The organism is Streptomyces sp. NPDC050636 (assembly GCF_040654775.1).
Lineage (GTDB): Bacteria > Actinomycetota > Actinomycetes > Streptomycetales > Streptomycetaceae > Streptomyces.
On sequence record NZ_JBFAIP010000051.1, the window covers coordinates 1 to 17,809 of the forward strand.

At 67.2% G+C, this 17,809-nt stretch carries 14 protein-coding genes and 1 tRNA gene; 5 read left to right on the forward strand and 10 right to left on the reverse strand.

Going from position 1 to position 17,809, the window contains the following annotated elements; genetic code table 11:
- Positions 1-833 (reverse strand): Hsp70 family protein (locus AB0I10_RS27905; protein ID WP_363155397.1); only part of this gene is annotated, 833 nt, incomplete at its 3' end.
- A gap of 309 nt (positions 834-1,142) precedes the next feature.
- On the opposite strand from AB0I10_RS27905, the gene AB0I10_RS27910 reads away from it, so the two are divergent.
- The 3 genes from AB0I10_RS27910 to AB0I10_RS27920 all read left to right on the forward strand — a co-directional run bounded on the left by AB0I10_RS27910 (position 1,143) and on the right by AB0I10_RS27920 (position 5,335).
- On the forward strand, positions 1,143-3,410 hold the full coding sequence (locus AB0I10_RS27910; RefSeq protein WP_363155398.1) for a (Fe-S)-binding protein: 2,268 nt from the start codon (positions 1,143-1,145) through the stop codon (positions 3,408-3,410).
- A 302-nt stretch (positions 3,411-3,712) separates the two neighbouring features.
- Positions 3,713-4,060, forward strand: coding sequence for a peptidase inhibitor family I36 protein (locus AB0I10_RS27915; RefSeq protein WP_363155399.1), 348 nt, complete (start codon positions 3,713-3,715; stop codon positions 4,058-4,060).
- 297 nt (positions 4,061-4,357) lie between these two features.
- Positions 4,358-5,335, forward strand: coding sequence for a Yip1 family protein (locus tag AB0I10_RS27920; protein WP_363155433.1), 978 nt, complete (start codon positions 4,358-4,360; stop codon positions 5,333-5,335).
- A 116-nt stretch (positions 5,336-5,451) separates the two neighbouring features.
- Here the strand turns inward: AB0I10_RS27920 and AB0I10_RS27925 are convergent, their stop codons facing one another.
- The 3 genes from AB0I10_RS27925 to dcd all read right to left on the reverse strand — a co-directional run bounded on the left by AB0I10_RS27925 (position 5,452) and on the right by dcd (position 8,389).
- A complete protein-coding gene (locus AB0I10_RS27925; RefSeq protein WP_363155400.1) occupies positions 5,452-7,053 on the reverse strand; it encodes a ricin-type beta-trefoil lectin domain protein in 1,602 nt (533 codons plus the stop codon).
- Positions 7,054-7,245: 192 nt separating this feature from the next.
- A complete protein-coding gene (locus AB0I10_RS27930) occupies positions 7,246-7,743 on the reverse strand; it encodes a phosphoribosyltransferase (RefSeq protein WP_363155401.1) in 498 nt (165 codons plus the stop codon).
- A 70-nt stretch (positions 7,744-7,813) separates the two neighbouring features.
- Entirely contained in the window at positions 7,814-8,389 is a 576-nt protein-coding gene (gene dcd / locus AB0I10_RS27935; protein WP_363155402.1) for a dCTP deaminase, read from the reverse strand.
- 590 nt (positions 8,390-8,979) lie between these two features.
- Here dcd and AB0I10_RS27940 point away from each other — a divergent pair.
- Positions 8,980-9,053, forward strand: a tRNA-Gly gene (locus AB0I10_RS27940).
- Between the two features lie 264 nt (positions 9,054-9,317).
- Here AB0I10_RS27940 and AB0I10_RS27945 read toward each other — a convergent pair.
- A complete protein-coding gene (locus AB0I10_RS27945) occupies positions 9,318-10,652 on the reverse strand; it encodes an alpha/beta hydrolase (RefSeq protein WP_363155403.1) in 1,335 nt (444 codons plus the stop codon).
- An 80-nt stretch (positions 10,653-10,732) separates the two neighbouring features.
- On the opposite strand from AB0I10_RS27945, the gene AB0I10_RS27950 reads away from it, so the two are divergent.
- A complete protein-coding gene (locus AB0I10_RS27950) occupies positions 10,733-11,350 on the forward strand; it encodes a TetR/AcrR family transcriptional regulator (protein ID WP_363155404.1) in 618 nt (205 codons plus the stop codon).
- Between the two features lie 327 nt (positions 11,351-11,677).
- Here the strand turns inward: AB0I10_RS27950 and AB0I10_RS27955 are convergent, their stop codons facing one another.
- From AB0I10_RS27955 to AB0I10_RS27975, 5 genes are all read right to left on the reverse strand, one after another.
- Positions 11,678-12,343 (reverse strand): nitroreductase, encoded by a 666-nt coding sequence (locus AB0I10_RS27955; RefSeq protein WP_363155434.1) that lies wholly within the window; start codon positions 12,341-12,343, stop codon positions 11,678-11,680.
- A gap of 249 nt (positions 12,344-12,592) precedes the next feature.
- Entirely contained in the window at positions 12,593-12,949 is a 357-nt protein-coding gene (locus tag AB0I10_RS27960; RefSeq protein WP_363155405.1) for a DoxX family protein, read from the reverse strand.
- Between the two features lie 172 nt (positions 12,950-13,121).
- Complete coding sequence (locus AB0I10_RS27965) at positions 13,122-13,664, reverse strand: GNAT family N-acetyltransferase (RefSeq protein WP_363155406.1); 543 nt, start codon at positions 13,662-13,664, stop codon at positions 13,122-13,124.
- A gap of 630 nt (positions 13,665-14,294) precedes the next feature.
- Positions 14,295-15,668, reverse strand: coding sequence for a serine hydrolase domain-containing protein (locus AB0I10_RS27970; protein ID WP_363155407.1), 1,374 nt, complete (start codon positions 15,666-15,668; stop codon positions 14,295-14,297).
- Between the two features lie 602 nt (positions 15,669-16,270).
- Positions 16,271-17,101 (reverse strand): hypothetical protein, encoded by an 831-nt coding sequence (locus AB0I10_RS27975; protein WP_363155408.1) that lies wholly within the window; start codon positions 17,099-17,101, stop codon positions 16,271-16,273.
- Positions 17,102-17,809: the final 708 nt, after the last annotated feature.

A 17,809-nucleotide genomic window follows, 5' to 3' on the forward strand; every position in this document is an offset into this window, starting at 1 on the left:
AGCTGCTGGAACTGCGCCCGGGTGAGCTTCTCGTCCAGGTGCAGCGGGCCCTCGGCGGAGGCCGTGATGTAGGGCAGGTTGATCGTCGTCTCGGTGGACGACGACAGCTCGATCTTCGCCTTCTCGGCGGCCTCACGCAGACGCTGGAGCGCCATCTTGTCCTTGGCGAGGTCGACACCGTGGCCGTTCTGGAACTGCTTGACCAGGTAGTCGACGACGCGCTGGTCCCAGTCGTCACCACCGAGGTGGTTGTCACCGTTGGTGGCCTTCACCTCGACGACGCCGTCGCCGATCTCCAGCAGCGAGACGTCGAAGGTGCCGCCACCGAGGTCGAAGACCAGAATGGTCTGGTCGTCCTTCTCCAGGCCGTAGGCCAGGGCGGCGGCGGTCGGCTCGTTGACGATACGCAGGACGTTCAGACCCGCGATCTCACCGGCCTCCTTGGTGGCCTGGCGCTCGGAGTCGTTGAAGTAGGCCGGGACGGTGATGACCGCGTCCACAACCTTCTCGCCCAGGTACGCCTCGGCGTCACGCTTGAGCTTCTGCAGGATGAAGGCGCTCATCTGCTGCGGGTTGAAGCCCTTGGCGTCGATGTCGATCTTCCAGTCGGTGCCCATGTGGCGCTTGACCGACCGGATGGTCCTGTCGACGTTGGTGACCGCCTGGCGCTTCGCGACCTCGCCGACCAGCACCTCGCCATTCTTGGCGAAGGCGACGACGGACGGCGTGGTCCTGGCGCCCTCGGCGTTGGTGATGACGGTGGGCTCACCGCCTTCGAGAACACTGACGACGGAGTTCGTCGTGCCCAGGTCGATGCCGACCGCACGTGCCATTTCGATTCCTCCAGCTGACTTGAGTGGAACAGGCTCAAGAGTGCAACATCGAATGAAACCTGTCAACAGACCTGAGTCGGGCCCACTCAACTTTTATATCGGCCTTATCGTCACCGGGTCGTCACCGTAGACGTCGAGGCCCCAGAGAGGGTTGCCTGCGCGACGCAGATCACCGGCCGGGCCGCTTCATGGGGCCGGGGATACTGGGTAACCTCAGCGCAGATAAAAAAAGTTACCGCTTAGTAGTTCCGCTCGATCGATGAGCGGTCCCGCCTAGATTTCCGCTCTCGCAGGTTCGAGGAGCCACCCATGCAACTCGCCGCGATCATCGTGTCGCTGGTCCTAATCGCGGTCGGCGTCGCGCTGTTCGGCCGTGCCATCCTGCAGATCTACCGCCACATGCGGCTCGGTCAGTCGGTACCCGCCGGCACCCGGACCGACGACCCGGCGCAGCGCACCGTCACCGTGGCCAAAGAGTTCCTCGGCCACACCCGGATGAATCGCTGGGGCGTCGTCGGAGTGGCGCACTGGTTCGTGGCGGTGGGCTTCTTCTCGCTGCTCCTGACGATCGTCAACGCCATCGGCCAGCTCTTCAAAGCCGACTGGGTGATCCCGTTCATCGGCACCTGGCTGCCGTGGGAGCTGTGGGTCGAGGCCATGGGGACGATGACGGCGCTGGGCATCCTCGCGCTGATCGTCATCCGGCAGCTGAGCAGGCCGGGCAAGGCGGGCCGCAAGTCCCGCTTCTCGGGCTCCAACATCGGCCAGGCGTACTTCGTCGAGACCGTCATCCTCATCGTCGGCATCTGCATCGTGACGCTGCACGCCCTGGAGGGCGCCCTGCACGGCGTCGACCACTACGAGCCCGCCTTCTTCGCCTCGTATCCGCTGGTCGCCGCCTTCAAGGGCCTGAGCGTCGGCACGCTGCAGAACCTCATCTACCTCTTCGCGATGATCAAGATCGCGACGTCGTTCATCTGGATGATCACGGTCTCCCTCAAGACCGACATGGGTGTGGCCTGGCACCGTTTCCTGGCCTTCCCCAACATCTGGTTCAAGCGCGAGTCGGACGGCGATGTGGCACTGGGCGCGCTGCTGCCGATGACCAGCGAGGGCAAGCCGATCGACTTCGAGGACCCGGGCGAGGACGACCAGTTCGGCGTCTCCCAGGTCGAGCACTTCTCGTGGAAGGGCCTGCTGGACTTCTCCACCTGCACCGAGTGCGGCCGCTGCCAGTCACAGTGCCCCGCCTGGAACACCGGCAAGCCCCTCTCCCCGAAGCTCCTGATCATGTCCCTGCGCGACCACGCGCACGCCAAGGCGCCGTACCTGCTCGCAGGCGGCGGCAAGGACGCGGAGGGGAACGAGAAGGCGTCCGAGGAGGCCCTGAAGGACGTCCCGGCCGCGGCCCTCGCCGAGGCCGAGCGCCCCCTGATCGGCACCCTCGAAGAGAACGGTGTCATCGACCCGGACGTCCTGTGGTCCTGCACCACCTGCGGCGCCTGCGTCGAGCAGTGCCCGGTCGACATCGAGCACATCGACCACATCGTCGACATGCGCCGCTACCAGGTCATGATCGAGTCGTCGTTCCCCTCCGAGGCCGGGACGATGCTCAAGAACCTGGAGAAGAAGGGCAACCCCTGGGGCCTGGCCAAGAAGCAGCGGCTGGCGTGGACCAAGGAGGTCGACTTCGAGATCCCGGTCGTCGGCAAGGACATCGAGGACCTCACCGAGGTCGACTACCTCTACTGGGTCGGCTGCGCCGGCGCCCTGGAGGACCGCGCCAAGAAGACCACCAAGGCCTTCGCGGAGCTGCTGCACATCGCGGGCGTGAAGTTCGCGATCATGGGCGGCGACGAGAAGTGCACCGGTGACTCGCCGCGCCGTCTGGGCAACGAGTTCCTCTTCCAGCAGCTCGGCGCGGAGAACGTCGCCAGTCTGAACGCGGCCTTCGGTGAGGACGACGAGGACGAGTCGACCAAGAAGCCGAAGTCGTCGAAGAAGATCGTCGCGACCTGCCCGCACTGCTTCAACACCATCGCGAACGAGTACCCGCAGCTCGGCGGCGAGTACGAGGTCATCCACCACACGCAGCTGCTGCAGCACCTGGTGGACGAGGGCAAGCTCATCCCCGTCACCCCGGTCGAGGGTCTGATCACTTACCACGACCCCTGCTACCTGGGCCGCCACAACAAGGTCTACACACCGCCGCGCGAGATCATCGCCAAGGTGCCGGGCCTGCGCAACGAGGAGATGCACCGCCACAAGGAGCGCGGCTTCTGCTGTGGCGCCGGTGGCGCGCGGATGTGGATGGAAGAGCGCATCGGCAAGCGCATCAACAACGAGCGCGTCGACGAGGCGCTGTCGCTCAACCCCGACATCGTCTCGACGGCCTGCCCGTTCTGCCTCGTCATGCTGACGGACTCCGTCAACGGCAAGAAGAACGACGGCAAGGCGAAGGAGTCGGTGCAGGTCGTCGACGTGGCCCAGCTGCTGCTGGACTCCGTGAAGACCCCGGCCGACCCGGCGGACGAGCCGGAGTCGGAGGACGCACCGGAGCCCGCGCCGGTGAAGTAGCGACGGAAGCTCCGAGAAGGCGCTGAGATACGGCCGGTCCCGCAGCACGCGGGGCCGGCCGTTGTCGTGCGCCGGGGTGCCATGGGCGGCAGGCATATCGCGGGGAGCGCAGGCAACAGCGCCCGGTGGCATGAAAACCGCTGGTCACGATCCTCATCGGGGTTTGAAGAGCTGCCCGTGACCCGTTCGTGTGGGTCACCCGGGACCCCCTGGATGGCAACTGTATGCATTAATTAACGTACTCACGGTTATGTGCCGGTCGGCGCACACGACAGTGAGGGGATACGTAAGTGAAGCGATTCATGCGGAAGTTGACGGCCTTTTCCGCGGTTACCGCCGCAGCCCTCGGGGTGGCCGTCCTCCCGGCATCCGAGGCGCAGGCAGACGACCCGCTGCCCTGCCCCATGGTCCGCGCGGTCTGCACCTGGAGCGAGCCCGACGGTGGCGGAAGCCTGAAGTTGCTGTTCGACGACGCGCCCTTCATCCCGGAGGGCGTCCAGAGCGCGCAGAACCAGACTTCGGAGCCCTGGTGCTTCTTCGAGGGGCCGTTCTTCAGCGGTTCACAGAGTCGCCAGCTCGACCCCGGCCAGACCGTGCGCAACCTCGAATTCACGGCCCACTCCGCCAGGCAGGGCGTCTGTCCCCAATAGCGCGGCCGGGGCAACCGCATGTGCACGCTGCCGCGCCGTCATGCGGTTGCCCTGACCCAGCGGCCTGACGCTGCACGTCGTCCAACTCGACGGCTCCGCCCGCGCGTTCTACGAGCCCGGAGCCGGACCGTCCCCGAGCCAGGCCGTCCCCGAGCCGAAACCGCCGCTGCACCTGACACTCCCTCCGGGAATCCCCTAGGGGATGTCACAGCTCAGCAGCAAACCCCGGCCCGGTGCCCCACTCCGCCACCGAGACCGTGCAGACCAGGTACTTTCGAAGACGTGGCTGGATTCAGGATGGGTCGCGGACGGGATCCCCGCTCCGCACAGGACGGGCAGCAGCAGGGGCAGCAGGCGCCGTACGGACAGCAAGGACCGTACGGGCAACAGCCCCCGCCGCCGCATGGGCAGTGGCAGCAGTCTCAGCAACCACCGCAGTACGGCGGTCGGCCGCAGGGACAGCCACAGGGTCAGCCCCACGGGCGCCCGCAGCCGCAGGGGCAGTACGGCGAGCCGGAGTACTTCGGCGACGGCGGCTACCAGGCCCAGCAGCAGTCCTACGCGCCGTACGCCAACGACAACAACCCGGGCCACACCCAGCAGTTCAGCGTCGGCGACGCCCCGGACGCGTACGGCCCGTACCCGGATCAGTACGACAACGGCCAGGGCCCCGACGACCAGTACGCCGACGGCGGCACCTACCGCGCCGGTCAGGCCACCGCCCCGCCGGCCGGCCCCCGGCTGCCCTGGAAGCAGTTGCTGTCCGGCATCGTGCTGCGCCCCGCACCCACCTTCTGGCAGATGCGTGACCACCAGGTGTGGGGCCCGGCGCTGACCGTCACCTTCATCTACGGGCTGCTGGCCGTCTTCGGCTTCGACAAGGCCCGCGAAGATGTGCTGAACGCCACGCTCGCCAACAGCATCCCGTGGGTGCTGATCACCGGCGCGATGTTCATCGTCGGCGGCCTGATCCTGGGCGCGGTCACCCACACCATGGCCCGCCAGCTCGGCGGCGACGGTGCCTGGGCACCGACCATCGGCCTGTCCATGCTGATCATGTCGATCTCGGACGCGCCCCGGCTGGTCTTCGCGATGTTCCTCGGCGGTGACAGCACCCTGGTGCAGGTCATCGGCTGGCTGACCTGGCTCGCGGCGGGCTATCTGTTCACCTCCATGGTCAGCAAGTCGCACGACCTGCCGTGGCCCAAGGCACTGGGCGCCGCCGCGATCCAGCTGGTCGCGCTGCTCGCCCTGGTGAAGCTCGGCACGCTGTAGCCGTACGCGGCGCCGCCGCACCCCCGCCGTACGCCGAAGGGCCCGCTCCGACACCACTCGGAGCGGGCCCTTCACCGCAGTGACAGGCAACGACCAGCCGCCATGAGAAGCAACTATCAGGCGAACCGCTGCCCCGCCGACCCATCGCACGTCTGCAACCGCAGCGGGTCCTTCGCCGCGCCCAGCGTCAGGCACAGCGACTGCGCCGCGGCCGGCCGGACCGTACCGCCGTCCGCCCGTACGAACTGCTGGTTGGCCGCGCCCGAGCAGTTCCACAGCACCAGTCCGGCGCCCGGCTCATAGCGCGAGTCCGGCACGTCCAGACACCGGTCCTGGGTCAGTTCCACGTGAAACGTCCGCTGCTCCGGGTCGTACCACCAGCCCTGGTTGCGCTGCCCGTTGCAGTCCCAGCCACCGACCACCGTCCCCTTGCGGCTGGCACCGCCGACCGCATCCGCGCAACTCCCCGTACCGGCGTTCTTCAGCGGCCGGTACGCGTCGTCCCAGGCCCCGGCGTACAGCTTCGGCCGCCCGGTGCTCGCGGGATCGGCGCAGGACGCCTCGCGCAGCCCCGGTGCCGCGTAGAGCTGGGTGAGACACGACGCGAAGGCGCCGTGGCCCGCGGCGTTGGGGTGGAAGGACTGGCGTACGGAATTGGCGTCCGGCGGGAAGGGGTTGGAGAGATTGACGTACAGACCGCGGGCCCAGGTGTCCTCCATGCAGACCTCGTGCCCGTGGAAGAGCCGCGAGGCATCGAGGTAGGTGGCGCCGGTGTCCTGGGCGACCCTCCGCATGCCCCGCTCGAAGGCCGGCACGGCGGTGTTGCGCCCCCAGCCCGCGTCGGAGGTGTAGCCCGTGCAGCCGCCCGGCAGCTTCCCGGGGAAGTCCGGGTTGTCCTCCACATCCGGCCCGATCGGACTCGGATACGACATCACCACGAGCCGGTAGTCGCCATCCGCGTAGCCGGCGTCCCGCATCACCGTCCGCAGATCGTTCACCGTCTGCTCGACCTTCGGCACCAACCCGTCGACCCGCGCCTGCCACCCCGGCTGATACTTCGGCTCACAGGTGCCCTGAAGCAGGAACCACCGTTTCACGCAGTCCGTCATCACCGGCCCGAACTGCAGATCGTCATTGGCCCCCGCCACCAGCAGCACCATCTTGAGCCTGGTGTTACGGGCCGCGACGGCAAGACTGTCGCTCTGCACCAGCTCGTCTTCGTACTGCTTGCTCCCGCCGATCACGATGTTCCCGGTGTACGCGCCCGAGCAGGCGGCGTTGTACGTCACATCCGCCGCGATCCCGGTCCGGTGAATGGCCGCATCCGGCGACCGGTGACACCAGTTACTGGGCCCATCGGTCCCCGGCTCATACGTCCCGACACCCTCCCCGGAGATCTCGCTGTCCCCCAGCGAGATCAACGAGGTCTTCCGCTCCCCTGAGGGCCGCTCGGCCGGATCACCGTAGAGCTCGACCGCCTGCCGCGCCCGGATCTTCTCCAGCTCGGGCGGCAGGGGTACGGCGGACCCGGTGCGTCCGGGCGCCGCGGTGACTCCGTCAGCGCCGGCTCCAGAGGCGGTGGCTCCGGAAGCGGCGCTTCCCGTCCCCACCGCCAGGGTCACCGCCACGCCGAACGCCGCGACGCCCGCCCTCAGTCGTCTTCCGCGTAAGGGCCGCCCGGCACGTACCGGCCGCCGCCCACGTATCGCATGCACCATTGGGGCCTCCCCTCCGGTCTGCTGTTACCGCCGGTATTTACTCGGAAGTAAGCACCGGCGGAACACCCGGAACGGGATTGGCCGAAAAGCGCGCAAGAGACGGCTACTCCCTGCCAACTCGCCCACACCGGACGGAAGTTAAACCATCCGTCGTCAGCGTTTCAGAATTCCCGGAGCCGCCCGCCCACCCTCTCAGGCGTCGAGAACCTGGTTCTCCCGCCGCACGACGGGCGGCTCGACGCTCCAGGGGAAGTTGATCCATTCATCCGTACGCTTCCACACGTACTCGCACTTCACCAGCGAGTGCGACTTCTCGTAGATCACCGCGCTGCGCACCTCCGCCACGGTCCCCTGGCAGAAGTCGTGCACCAGCTTCAGCGTCTTGCCGGTGTCCGCGACATCGTCCGCGATCAGCACCTTCTTGTCCGAGAAGTCGATCGCATTCGGCACCGGCGCCAGCATGACCGGCATCTCCAGGGTGGTCCCCACCCCCGTGTAGAACTCCACATTCACCAGGTGGATGTTCTTGCAGTCCAGCGCGTACGCCAGACCGCCCGCGACGAAGACACCGCCCCGGGCTATCGACAGCACGACATCGGGCTCGTACCCGTCGTCCGCGATCGTCTGCGCCAGCTCACGGATCGCTCCGCCGAAGCGCTCATACGTCAGGTTCTCCCGCACGTCACTCACGTATCTCTCTCAGACCTTCGCTCTCCACACGCCGCGAGCGGCGCTTCCCCACAGCTGTGTCACACCCGCGTCATACCTGCGTACGGTGAAAGTTCTTGAACGACCGGGAGGGCGTCGGGCCGCGCTGCCCCTGGTAGCGGGAGCCGTAGTGTGCGGAGCCGTACGGGTGCTCGGCCGGCGAGGTCAGCCGGAACATGCACAGCTGCCCGATCTTCATGCCCGGCCACAGCTTGATCGGCAGCGTCGCCACATTGCTCAGCTCCAGCGTCACATGCCCGCTGAACCCCGGGTCGATGAACCCGGCGGTCGAATGCGTCAGCAGCCCCAGCCGCCCGAGGCTGGACTTCCCCTCCAGCCGCGACGCGAGATCGTCCGGCAGGCTGATGACCTCGTACGTCGACGCGAGCACAAACTCACCGGGGTGCAGGATGAACGCCTCGTCACCCTCGGGCACGACCTCGCGGGTCAGGTCGGACTGCTCGACGGCGGGGTCGATGTGCGGGTAGCGGTGATTCTCGAACACCCGGAAATAGCGGTCGAGCCGCACGTCGATGCTCGACGGCTGCACCATCGACTCGTCATAGGGGTCGATGCGCACCCGACCGGCGTCGATCTCGGCCCGGATGTCCTTGTCTGAGAGAAGCACGCAGACGAGGATACGCGCCCGAACCACCCCCGCCGCACGACGCGGGCCCGGCCCCACCTGGGGACCGGGCCCGCGCCAAGGCTTCCGCCTGCGTCCTGCCCGCTTATGCGCTACATCTGACGTCCGCCGACTTCCGCTTACCTTCGCGTACTTCCGCTTACCTTCGCTTGCTTCCGCTCTACGCCACTACCGCTTCGTGTACCCCACCGGTACCGAATGCCGCAGCCGGGCGCAGCGCGGGCAGCGCAGCAGCCGCCCGGGACCGAGCCGGTCAGTGGTCTGCATCGGGAACGAAGCGGTGCTGAACACGTGCCCCTCGGCACAACGTACGACGGTGCGCTCCATCAAGTCCCTCTCCCAAGTGCGTGGACAACAATTGCCACATTAGGGGATGAACTGGGCGCCCTCTCACGCGGCACTCCGACACCCAACCGTACGCCTCAACTCCCGCGCCCCACAGCGGCATCCCCCTCCGGCCGACTTCCGCCGAGCACGCCCCGAGCACGCCCAGCACAGGCCAAATGCACCGCGGGGCGGCGATGGGGTAGAGTGTGCGATGCTGTTCCGCTCTCGGATCGAGGCGGGATTACGCGGGTGTAGTTTAATGGTAGAACATGAGCTTCCCAAGCTCAGAGCGCGGGTTCGATTCCCGTCACCCGCTCCATAGTTGAGGCCCAGGTCGGAGACCTGGGCCTTGTTTGTTGTCTGAGCCTCTTTCGAGCTCACGTACCGCTGCGCACCACTTGAGCGGTGCGCAGTGTCCGACTGCGTGTACACCTCGGCGTCGGTCCTGGTCGCGAAGGTCTGCGGCGCACGGCGGCGCAGCCCCGTAGGTGCCCGAGGGAGGACGCCCGGGAGTACTTGGCGCGCAGCACGAGCAGCGTTGGGACGCTCGTCCGCCAAGCCGGCGGCGGGCTGCAGGTCGTCGTCACTTGTGGTCGCGAAGGAAGGCGGGGATCTCGGCGCGGGTCGGGTGGTTCGGCAGGGGGGCCGGCTTGTTCTGAAGGAATGCGTTGATGACGGCGGCGGCTCGGTCGTTGTTGTCGTCGAGGCCGTTCCACATGTGGTGTCCAACGCTGGGCATGTACTGCGTGCGCTGGATGGCGGGATCATCGGCAAGGGCGGCGGTCGCCCATTGGCGAACCTGGGAGGAGCACTCGGCGATCATCAGCATCGCGGGGGTCCGGGAGTGCCTCAGTTGCGGGGCGATGGAGGGAGAGTCCTTGATCGTCTCTTGGACGCGGAGGCTGGCGGCGGCGCTGAAGGAGAAGTTCTGTTCCGTGTCCTCGACGGGGATGCGGTGCGCGTCGCGCGCGCAGTAGGCGGATGCGGTGTCGCTGCCGAGATCGGCGGCGGTGAACGCGTTGACGCCCTCGGCCTGTCCGATCAGCCCGGTGTCCGGGGTGAGAAGCCCGAGTCGCATGAGGCCGAATGCGACGGCGTACCGGGGGATGTGTGTCGACCGCGGTCCCGTCATGGTCGGCGCGAGGCCGCGCGCGGTCTTTTGGCCCTTGTGGCCGGTGATGTGCGCGGTGGGGCCGTCCATCGGGCCGGGCTCGGCGATGATCGCCCGGTGCAGGCGTGCGGCGACGCGCGGGTCGGCCAGGGCTCGCGTGAGCACGACGCCGCCTGAGGAGAATCCGAGGATGTCGACCTTGCCCTTGCCCAGGCGGTCGACGAAGGCGGCGAGATCGCGGACCGACCTGGAAATCGTGTACTGCCCCATGGGAAGCAGGTCGCTTCGCCCTCCGCCGGCTTGCTCGTAGGCGTAGACGTCGTAGCCCTGTCGCGCCAGGAGCTGCAGGAACCGGTGGTCAAGAACCGAGATGCCGCGAACTGGCCCGCCGTTGAGGTACACGAACGGAACGGGGTGTCGGGTGCGGGCGTTCGCGGGCGGGTAGTGGTACACCGCGACCCGGCTTCCTGTGGCCAGTTTCCAGTGCTGTGTGGCCACGAAAGGCAGGTCGGGCGGGTACCGCCGTGTCGTGGGTTCGGTCGGGATGCAAACCGACGCCGTCAATGCTGCCGCGACGACCACTGGCAGGAACGGCACGAGCCGGGCCGGCCAGTTACGGCGCCGACCCCACCACAGTGCGGCGGCAGTCGCGATTCCAAGGGTTGTCACCCACGCGGGGAGCCCCCAGCCTGCCCCGTCCGTGAGGACGATGAGCGCCAGGAAGAGGACGACCAGCCCCACGAGGGCAGCCAGGGCCAGCACCAGGCGACCGGCCAAGCGGACAGGACGTATCACGGACGTGGGCATGAGGATCTCCAGCAGTTTCAGAACCTTGTTTCAGAACACCGTTTCAAAACGACGTTATCAGAGAAAGTACGCTGTTCACCGTGGGTAGGCCGAGAACGAACGACGAGACCGTCAAAGAGCGCCTTGTGGCGTGCGCGACCGAGATGCTCGCCACCCGTCCGCAGGAGTCGGTCACAGTCCGCGCCCTTGCCGCTGCCGCCGGGGCGTCGACGACGGCGGTGTACTCCTTGTTCGGCGGCAAGGACGGGCTGATCGGCGAGGTGCGCAACAGAGCCGTCGCCGGCCTGTTCCAGGAAGTGTCGGCAGTGCCGGCCACCGAGGACCCCCTTGCGGACCTCTACGCACTGGCCGCCGCATACCGTCGATGGGGACGCGAACACAGCCACCTCTACGCGGTGCTGTTCGGCGGTGTGCAATCCTTCGACCCGTCGGGCGCAGTCGGCACCAGTGACCCCATCGGGCCACTCCTCGCAGCGATCGATCGCGCCTTGACGGAGTCCGTCCTCGTCGGCGAAGCGACGTTCATCGCCCTCTCGATCTGGGTGGCCCTCCACGGGCTGGTGACTCTCGAACTGGCTGGAGCCCTCGACGCCGCCACGGCCGAGGCCACCTTCCGATCGACGATTCCCGCAACCCTGCGCGGCTGGACGACCCCCGAGGTGTTCCGCGACCTTCGACACGCCGACCCGGCCCCGTAACAGTGATCGCGGCCAACTTCCGTTCAGACAGTCGACGAACGCCCAGGTCAACTCGCTGGAGATGCCGGCCTGCCGGTGATCGTGCGTGATCCGCCGCGAGACCTACGCCGAAACCCACCCCGCGATCGCCGACTTGGCCTCCGACCGCTCCTGCTGTCCCGCCCCACTGGCGCACCGGTAGAGGCGGTGACCTCAGTCATGCCAACTCCCTTGCAGGGAACGGTTGATGGAAGTGTCCTGCGGCCTGGCGGAGCGTCTGAACCTGCAGGCTGTGCACCGCTCATGCACCACTAGCGGTCTGTCCTGTGGATCTTGACCGGCTAGCGGTCAGACTCCGATGAAGCTCACTGTTTCCGTCATGCCCGCCCGCCCGGTACGCAGCCGTGGCACGCCTTCCTTCTCGAATCCCACCGCGACACCGCAGAACAGTACGAGCCCGTCATCGGCTCCGACTATCTGGCCGACGGTCTTGCGATACATCGTCCACATCACCTGGGGGCAGCTGTGCAACCCTTCCGCCCTGAGCAACAGCATGACCGTCTGTAGGTACATCCCCGCGTCCCCCCACTGTCCGGGCCCCATCGTCCGGTCGAGGTAGCAGAACAGCACGACCGGCGCCCCGAACGCTTCCGAGTTCAAGGCGGCGATCTTCATGGGCCTGTCGAGGTCGTCGCGCTCGATCCCTAGCGCTTTGTATCGCTGAGCGGCCGCGGCGGAAAAACGGTCCAGATACGGCGAGGCCAGTTCGGCCGGGTACATCGGATACTCCCGCTCATCACCCGGGTCTCCGGCCAGTGCCCTGGCCGTCGCGCGCCTCTTCAGTTCGGCCAAGGGCTCGCCGGTCACGACATACACATGCCAGGGCTGGAGGTTTCCACTCGACGGAGCCCGCGTCGCTGTAGCCAGCACTCGTTCGAGCACCTCTTTGGATACCGGCTCATCGCTGAACGCCCGCACGGCCCGGCGACTGTCCACGGCGTCATACACATCCACGTCTTCTCGTCCTCTCACTCAACGACGGCCACCTCTCTACCGTCTTCAGCACGCACAAGAGGCAGCAAGGTGATCCGGATCGCACTTCGACCTGCGGCAGGCGCCAGTGCTGTTCCTCGGCCTGCCTGCTCCGGACGGAAAGACGTCTCCCTACGGCAAGGCGCCATTGCTCGTTTCAGCGATGGCGCCACACCTGTTGTGCCGGATGTCGTCAACGACACCGGCGCTGAGCTGCATCACGCCACCGGCTCACCAGGTGCCGTGGTAGGCCAGGCTCACAGCCAGAGCGGCCGCCGGCAGACAGAAAAACACTGCCCAGGGGCCCAACTGGTAGTCACGGACCCGCAGGTGGGCACAGAACGCACCCAGGAAGTACAGCACGAGACCGGCGGCGGCGAGCATGCCCAGGCCTGGCACAGCGAACCCGGCCAGCAGCCCCAGCGCGCCCGCCGCCAACAGTGCGCCCAGCGGGCGCATCCAGGACCGAGGCACGCGCAATTTGTCCGCCTGGCTCTTGGGGTACTCGTGGCCGATGAAGTTGGCGATAGCAGCCAAGCCGTTGATGGCCGAGGTGAGGAGGGTGACCACGAGGTAGCTGGCGAACACGAAAGTCTCCTTCTTCGCGAGGATGACGGCTGGTTGTTCGCCTTTAGGACGGGGCAGCTCCCCAAAACGTGACATGCCCCGTGCCATGTCAGCAATCGCGCACCCTTTTGATGCACGAGCTCGTTAGTGCCGCCGTGTCGGACGGCGGCATATAGGCGCACATTGGAGGCACTTACGCCGGACTTCCCGATGCTGGCTTTGCCGTGTCAAGGAGGAGCCAGGTGTCCGGCGGCATGTCCGCGGGGAACGGTGGTGGTACCGGTCGCTGTTCTTCCCGCCATACCAATCCGACAGCGGCAGGGGCGACCCGCCGCCAGAATCGTGCGGCGCCCTTGTTCACCTCTTGGAAGCAGATGGCCCAGGGCCCAGGCTGCAGGCGGAGCAGTTCCTGGGCAGCCCGGCTGCCGACGCCCTGCCTGCGCAGTGCACGGATGATGAAGAACGAGTAGATGGACGCTGCGTCGTCGGGGAGTCGGTAGGTCAGTGTGAAACCGGCGAGGGTCGGTCCGTGGTGGATCAGGTAGGCGCGGCGATCCGGATCGGTGAAGAACGACGGAAGGTTGTCGAACGCGAACATCCCGTCAGGCCCGGGTATGTATCCACGGAACTCCGACAGGTCATGCCGTTCCAGCTGAGCCAGCCGTTCCACTACCGGCCGGAGGCCGTGGGCCGCCTCCCGTACAGTGACTGCCTTGGGGCCGAGCGTTAAGTCCATCCGGCAATCGTGCCAGTCCATGCCTCTCCGCCTGCCAGTGGAGTGGCTTGACCAACGGCGCCTTTGGGCGGTGGCCGGGGTCGGTCAACGATGCACGAAGGGGACGACACGCTGTCGTCCCCCACCCCTGACTACGGTCAGGTTCCCCGCGCAGTCTGCGGCAGCACCCGCTCCGTCCACCCAGCCGCCACGAGCACGACGTACAGAAACGGCGCTTCGGCGTCTGCACGCCCACCAGGGCACGCCACGAAAACGGCCTGTTCGTATGCTGGCGGCGCTAACGGCTCCTGACAGCCAGGCCACAGCTCAGAGCGCGGGTTCGATCCCCGTCACCCGCTCCATAGCTGGGGCCCAGGTCAGCGACCTGGGCCGCTCGTCGTCCCGCGTTAGGCGTGCCTCGGCCGTGGGCAGCACGAAGTCGCTCAGTGCGCGGATCGCCCCCGTGCACATCCGGTGGCACGCGGCGCAGGCGTTCCGGGGTGAGGCGCGCGTACCGGGGTTGCGCATACCGGCGCACGTCTGACGGCACCCGCGGCGCCCGCCCGGGCTGTCGACTCCCGACTGCCGCCTGTCGACTGCCGTTCCCCAACCCCCGTATGGGGTACGGCAGTCGGTGGGGTGTGGCCGGGATCAGCGGCCCGGCGACACCAGGGTCCGCTGCTGGGTGAGCGGGACGGGCTGCTCTACAAGAGTCTGTGGTGCGGGTGCGGCCGGGGGCGCGGACGGTCCCGGTTCGGTTCCCGGCTCGGCGGGCGCATCGTTGTCGCACATCGCCTTCGCCTGGAAGGCTCCGATCGCGGCGTCGATCGGCCCCGGCTTGACCTGCCCCGTCGCGTCGACCTGCTGGTACTTGGCGCGGTTGAACCCGATCGTCATCTGGCGCTTGCCGTCGGGCGTCGAGTACGTCACCGTCTCGGCGCCCCACACCGAGCCGGTGTGTCCCCAGAAGCGCCCGCACACAGTGTCGATCGCGGCGATGCCGAGGCCGTAGTGCATCAGCACATCGCCCTTTTCGTCCTTGGCCTCGACGGTGGTCTGCATCTGGCGGAGTTCGGCGGGGGCGAGCAACTTGCCGGTCAGCAGCGTCCGGTAGAAGTCGTTCACGTCCTCCATCGTCGCAACCAGCGCCCCGGCGGTGCCGGCCCAGGACAGGTCGTACGTGCTGTAGTCGCGGGCCGGGCTGATCAGTCCGAAGAAGGATTCGTACATCTTGGAGTGCGGCCCGGATATCCGTGCGGAGGTCGGGAAGTAGGTGTGCTTCAGCCCGGCCTTACGGATGACGTTGCGGGTGATGTACTCCTGAGGATTCTCGCCAGTGACCTTCTGGAGCAGCATCCCCGCGATGACGTAATTGGTGTTGGCGTAGGACCACTTCTCGCCGGGCTTGCCCGTCGGTGCCGCCTGCAGGCCGAAGCGGACCAGTTCCTCGGGGTCGAAGTGCCGGTAACGGTTGGCGTCGATGCTCTCGGTGCTCCCCTTGAGGAGAGAGGGGAAGGCGCCGGGTATGTAATCGGCGATGCCGCTGGTGTGGTTGAGCAGCATGCGGACGGTGATCTGCCGGCCGCGTTCACCGGGGACGAGGTCGGGGAGGTAGCGAGCGATGGGGGCGTCCAGATCGATCCGGCCCGCGCCGACCTGCTGTAGTACGGCAACGGAGGTGAACGCCTTGGTGAGGCTGCCCACGCGATGCCGCATCTGCGGCCTGACCGGGCGCTTGGTGGCAATGTCGGCGACACCGGCCGCGCCCCGCCATTCTTCCCGGCCCTCCCGGACGGCCGCGTAGCTGCCGTACATACCTGCTGTGTGCAGCGCCTCCAGCTTGTCGTCCAGTGCCTTGTGGTCGAGGTGGCCCGGGTGGGTCGTCGTTCCCGCGGCGGCGTGGGCGCCGGGCGCGGGGGCGGTTGCGGCCTGTGCGGGCACCGCCGCTGCCGTCAGCGAGAGCAGAACGGCCGTGGCGGTAGCGGCGACCCGGGTATGACGGCGGGCCGGGCAGGGCAGGGGCATGGAGTCTCCCGTGGCAACTTCCTGTACTGCGGTCGATCACATACGCGATCATGGTCGTCTCGATTCTCTCGATCGCCCACCGTCCCCGCCGTCCTCCCGCAGAACGACCCGTCTCATCAACACTGATGACATTTGTCAGGCTTCTACCAGCCCGAAGTGTGTATGCCTGAAGTGCGATTGCCGACCAGAAGACTGCCGATCCGTGACGCCGGAACCGTGCCTGCCGAATAGCGTGTTCGGGAATCGTGCGTGTCCGGAGTGCGCGTGGTGTCGAGCCGTGCTCGGTCACCCGACCTGCAAGAACCCGCCGATGAACCAGGTGATTCCCAAGCTCAGAGCGCGGGTTCGATTCCCGTCACCCGCTCCATAGTTGAGGCCCAGGTCAGCGACCTGGGCCTTCGTTATTTTTCTAGGCCTATAGGGCCGTGGCCACCGGGAGAGAAGACGGCGGCGTAGTCGTCAACGTCGACATCATCCAGCCTGATGGGGTGCTGGATCTCGCCGGCACAACAGCGGGGAACCGCAAGTAGGAGCCGTGAACCCGGCTGGCCCATGTCCCGCACTCTGGGTATGGGCCGACGGCTCCCACCGGCGTTACGGCGTCAGGCGCACCTGCCCTTCAGCCACGCCTTGTAGTCCTTGGTCCACGACGTGCCGATGCGTCGCGGCCCCTGAGCGAGCGTGCTCTGCCATCGCTGGTAGTTTCCGGAAGCCGCCGGCGGAGGCTCTTCCCAGCCGATCCCGTCGACCCACTTGGGGTGATTGCGCAGCGTGGCCTCCAGGCCCGCAGCGTTGATGCGTCGGTCGAGCTCGGGGCGCAGACGGTCGTCGCGCGTGTAAATCTTGATTTCCTGGGCGGCCATCCGTTCCCGGATCGGGTCGAGGACCTCGCGCCACGCACGGTCCCGGACAGCGGCGTCGCTGTGCAACAGCGACTGCTTCGCCTCGCCCTTGAGTTCCACGAAGGCGACGAGCTTCAGCGCCTTGAGTCTGTCCAGCCACTCGCGGAAGGTGTAGACGGTTTCACCCTTGTAGGGACCCCTGCTGATCTTCCGGCCCTGGAGCTTGTCCGCTCCGCCGGCCCACGAGATCTCCGTGATCGCCTTGCGTGTGCCGGAGAGTCCATTGGTCGTGCTGTTGTGCCACATGACCCCCTTGGTGCCGTTCATGGTGAGCTGGAGGTCTCCCTCGACGCCGTCCGCGCCCCAGCTCTTCTGCTGGGCGAGGGCCCGGGGGTTGTTCAGCTGCCGGACCTGGTCGCGTTCCCAGGGGGCGTCTCCGGTCGGGTAGCCGCCGTGCCCGAACACCTTGGGGCAGGCTGGCAGGGCGGCGGATGCTGCGGCCGTGGACGGAGACGCGGAGACGGTTCCCGACAGCATGGCGCACGCCAACATCGCGAGAACGGCACCTCGGCCCGCGTTTCGGAGCTTCATCGAGTCGCTCTCCACCCTTCTGCTTTATTGTGCGTGATCCGCTTACCCCTAATCGCCTTGCTGCTGGGGACAGTTGAGGGCAACAGCGCGACAGACTGATCATACGGATTACGTACTGCACCCGGTCATCCGCAGGGGTCCGCATCAGCCGATCGACACGCGCGCGACCCGGAGGGTGAGGGGGATTGCCTCCACGAATGACAGCCCCCAGGTCGTCGACCTCTCGCGGGGCGGCGTGCCCTCCGCGTGCCCCATCTCGCGAAAGTGCCCTGGCCGGAGGGGGCATGACGGTCTGGCGCGGTCGACCGGGCTCGGCCCGGTTCTGGGCCGCCCCGACGTGCCCGTCGGGGCGAGCCTTCGATCACCACCCGGGACTGAGTCCCGTCTGCCCGCCTGATGCAGCTCGGTCAGCAGTACCTGATGCAGCCGGCCCTACGCATCGGCCTCGCTCCAGTCCCGCAACCGACGCCGTCACCGACCACGGCGGGCTCCTGCCCCTTCCCCACGGCCTGCTCAACGAGCCGTCCAGGAACGGGATATGAGGTTCCACAAGCCCTGTCTGTTAGGTCCTCTTCATCACTAGTTCCTCTTCGCCATTAGTTCCTCTTCGCCACATGCGGTCTGAAGGTGCCGTGTTAGATTGCGAGCCGACTTCTCACCGTTGGGCCTTGAGCCTCGCCAACCAGCTTCACCCGGGTCCCGATGACG

Bases quoted from the DNA above. Each gene is read 5' to 3' on its own strand.
- AB0I10_RS27925 (WP_363155400.1), bottom strand. From the start codon at position 7,053: ATGGTGCATGCGATACGTGGGCGGCGGCCGGTACGTGCCGGGCGGCCC.
- AB0I10_RS27965 (WP_363155406.1), bottom strand. From the start codon at position 13,664: ATGGACTTAACGCTCGGCCCCAAGGCAGTCACTGTACGGGAGGCGGCC.
- AB0I10_RS27920 (WP_363155433.1), top strand. From the start codon at position 4,358: ATGGGTCGCGGACGGGATCCCCGCTCCGCACAGGACGGGCAGCAGCAG.
- AB0I10_RS27910 (WP_363155398.1), top strand. From the start codon at position 1,143: ATGCAACTCGCCGCGATCATCGTGTCGCTGGTCCTAATCGCGGTCGGC.
- AB0I10_RS27970 (WP_363155407.1), bottom strand. From the start codon at position 15,668: ATGCCCCTGCCCTGCCCGGCCCGCCGTCATACCCGGGTCGCCGCTACC.
- AB0I10_RS27915 (WP_363155399.1), top strand. From the start codon at position 3,713: ATGCGGAAGTTGACGGCCTTTTCCGCGGTTACCGCCGCAGCCCTCGGG.
- AB0I10_RS27945 (WP_363155403.1), bottom strand. From the start codon at position 10,652: ATGCCCACGTCCGTGATACGTCCTGTCCGCTTGGCCGGTCGCCTGGTG.
- AB0I10_RS27975 (WP_363155408.1), bottom strand. From the start codon at position 17,101: ATGAAGCTCCGAAACGCGGGCCGAGGTGCCGTTCTCGCGATGTTGGCG.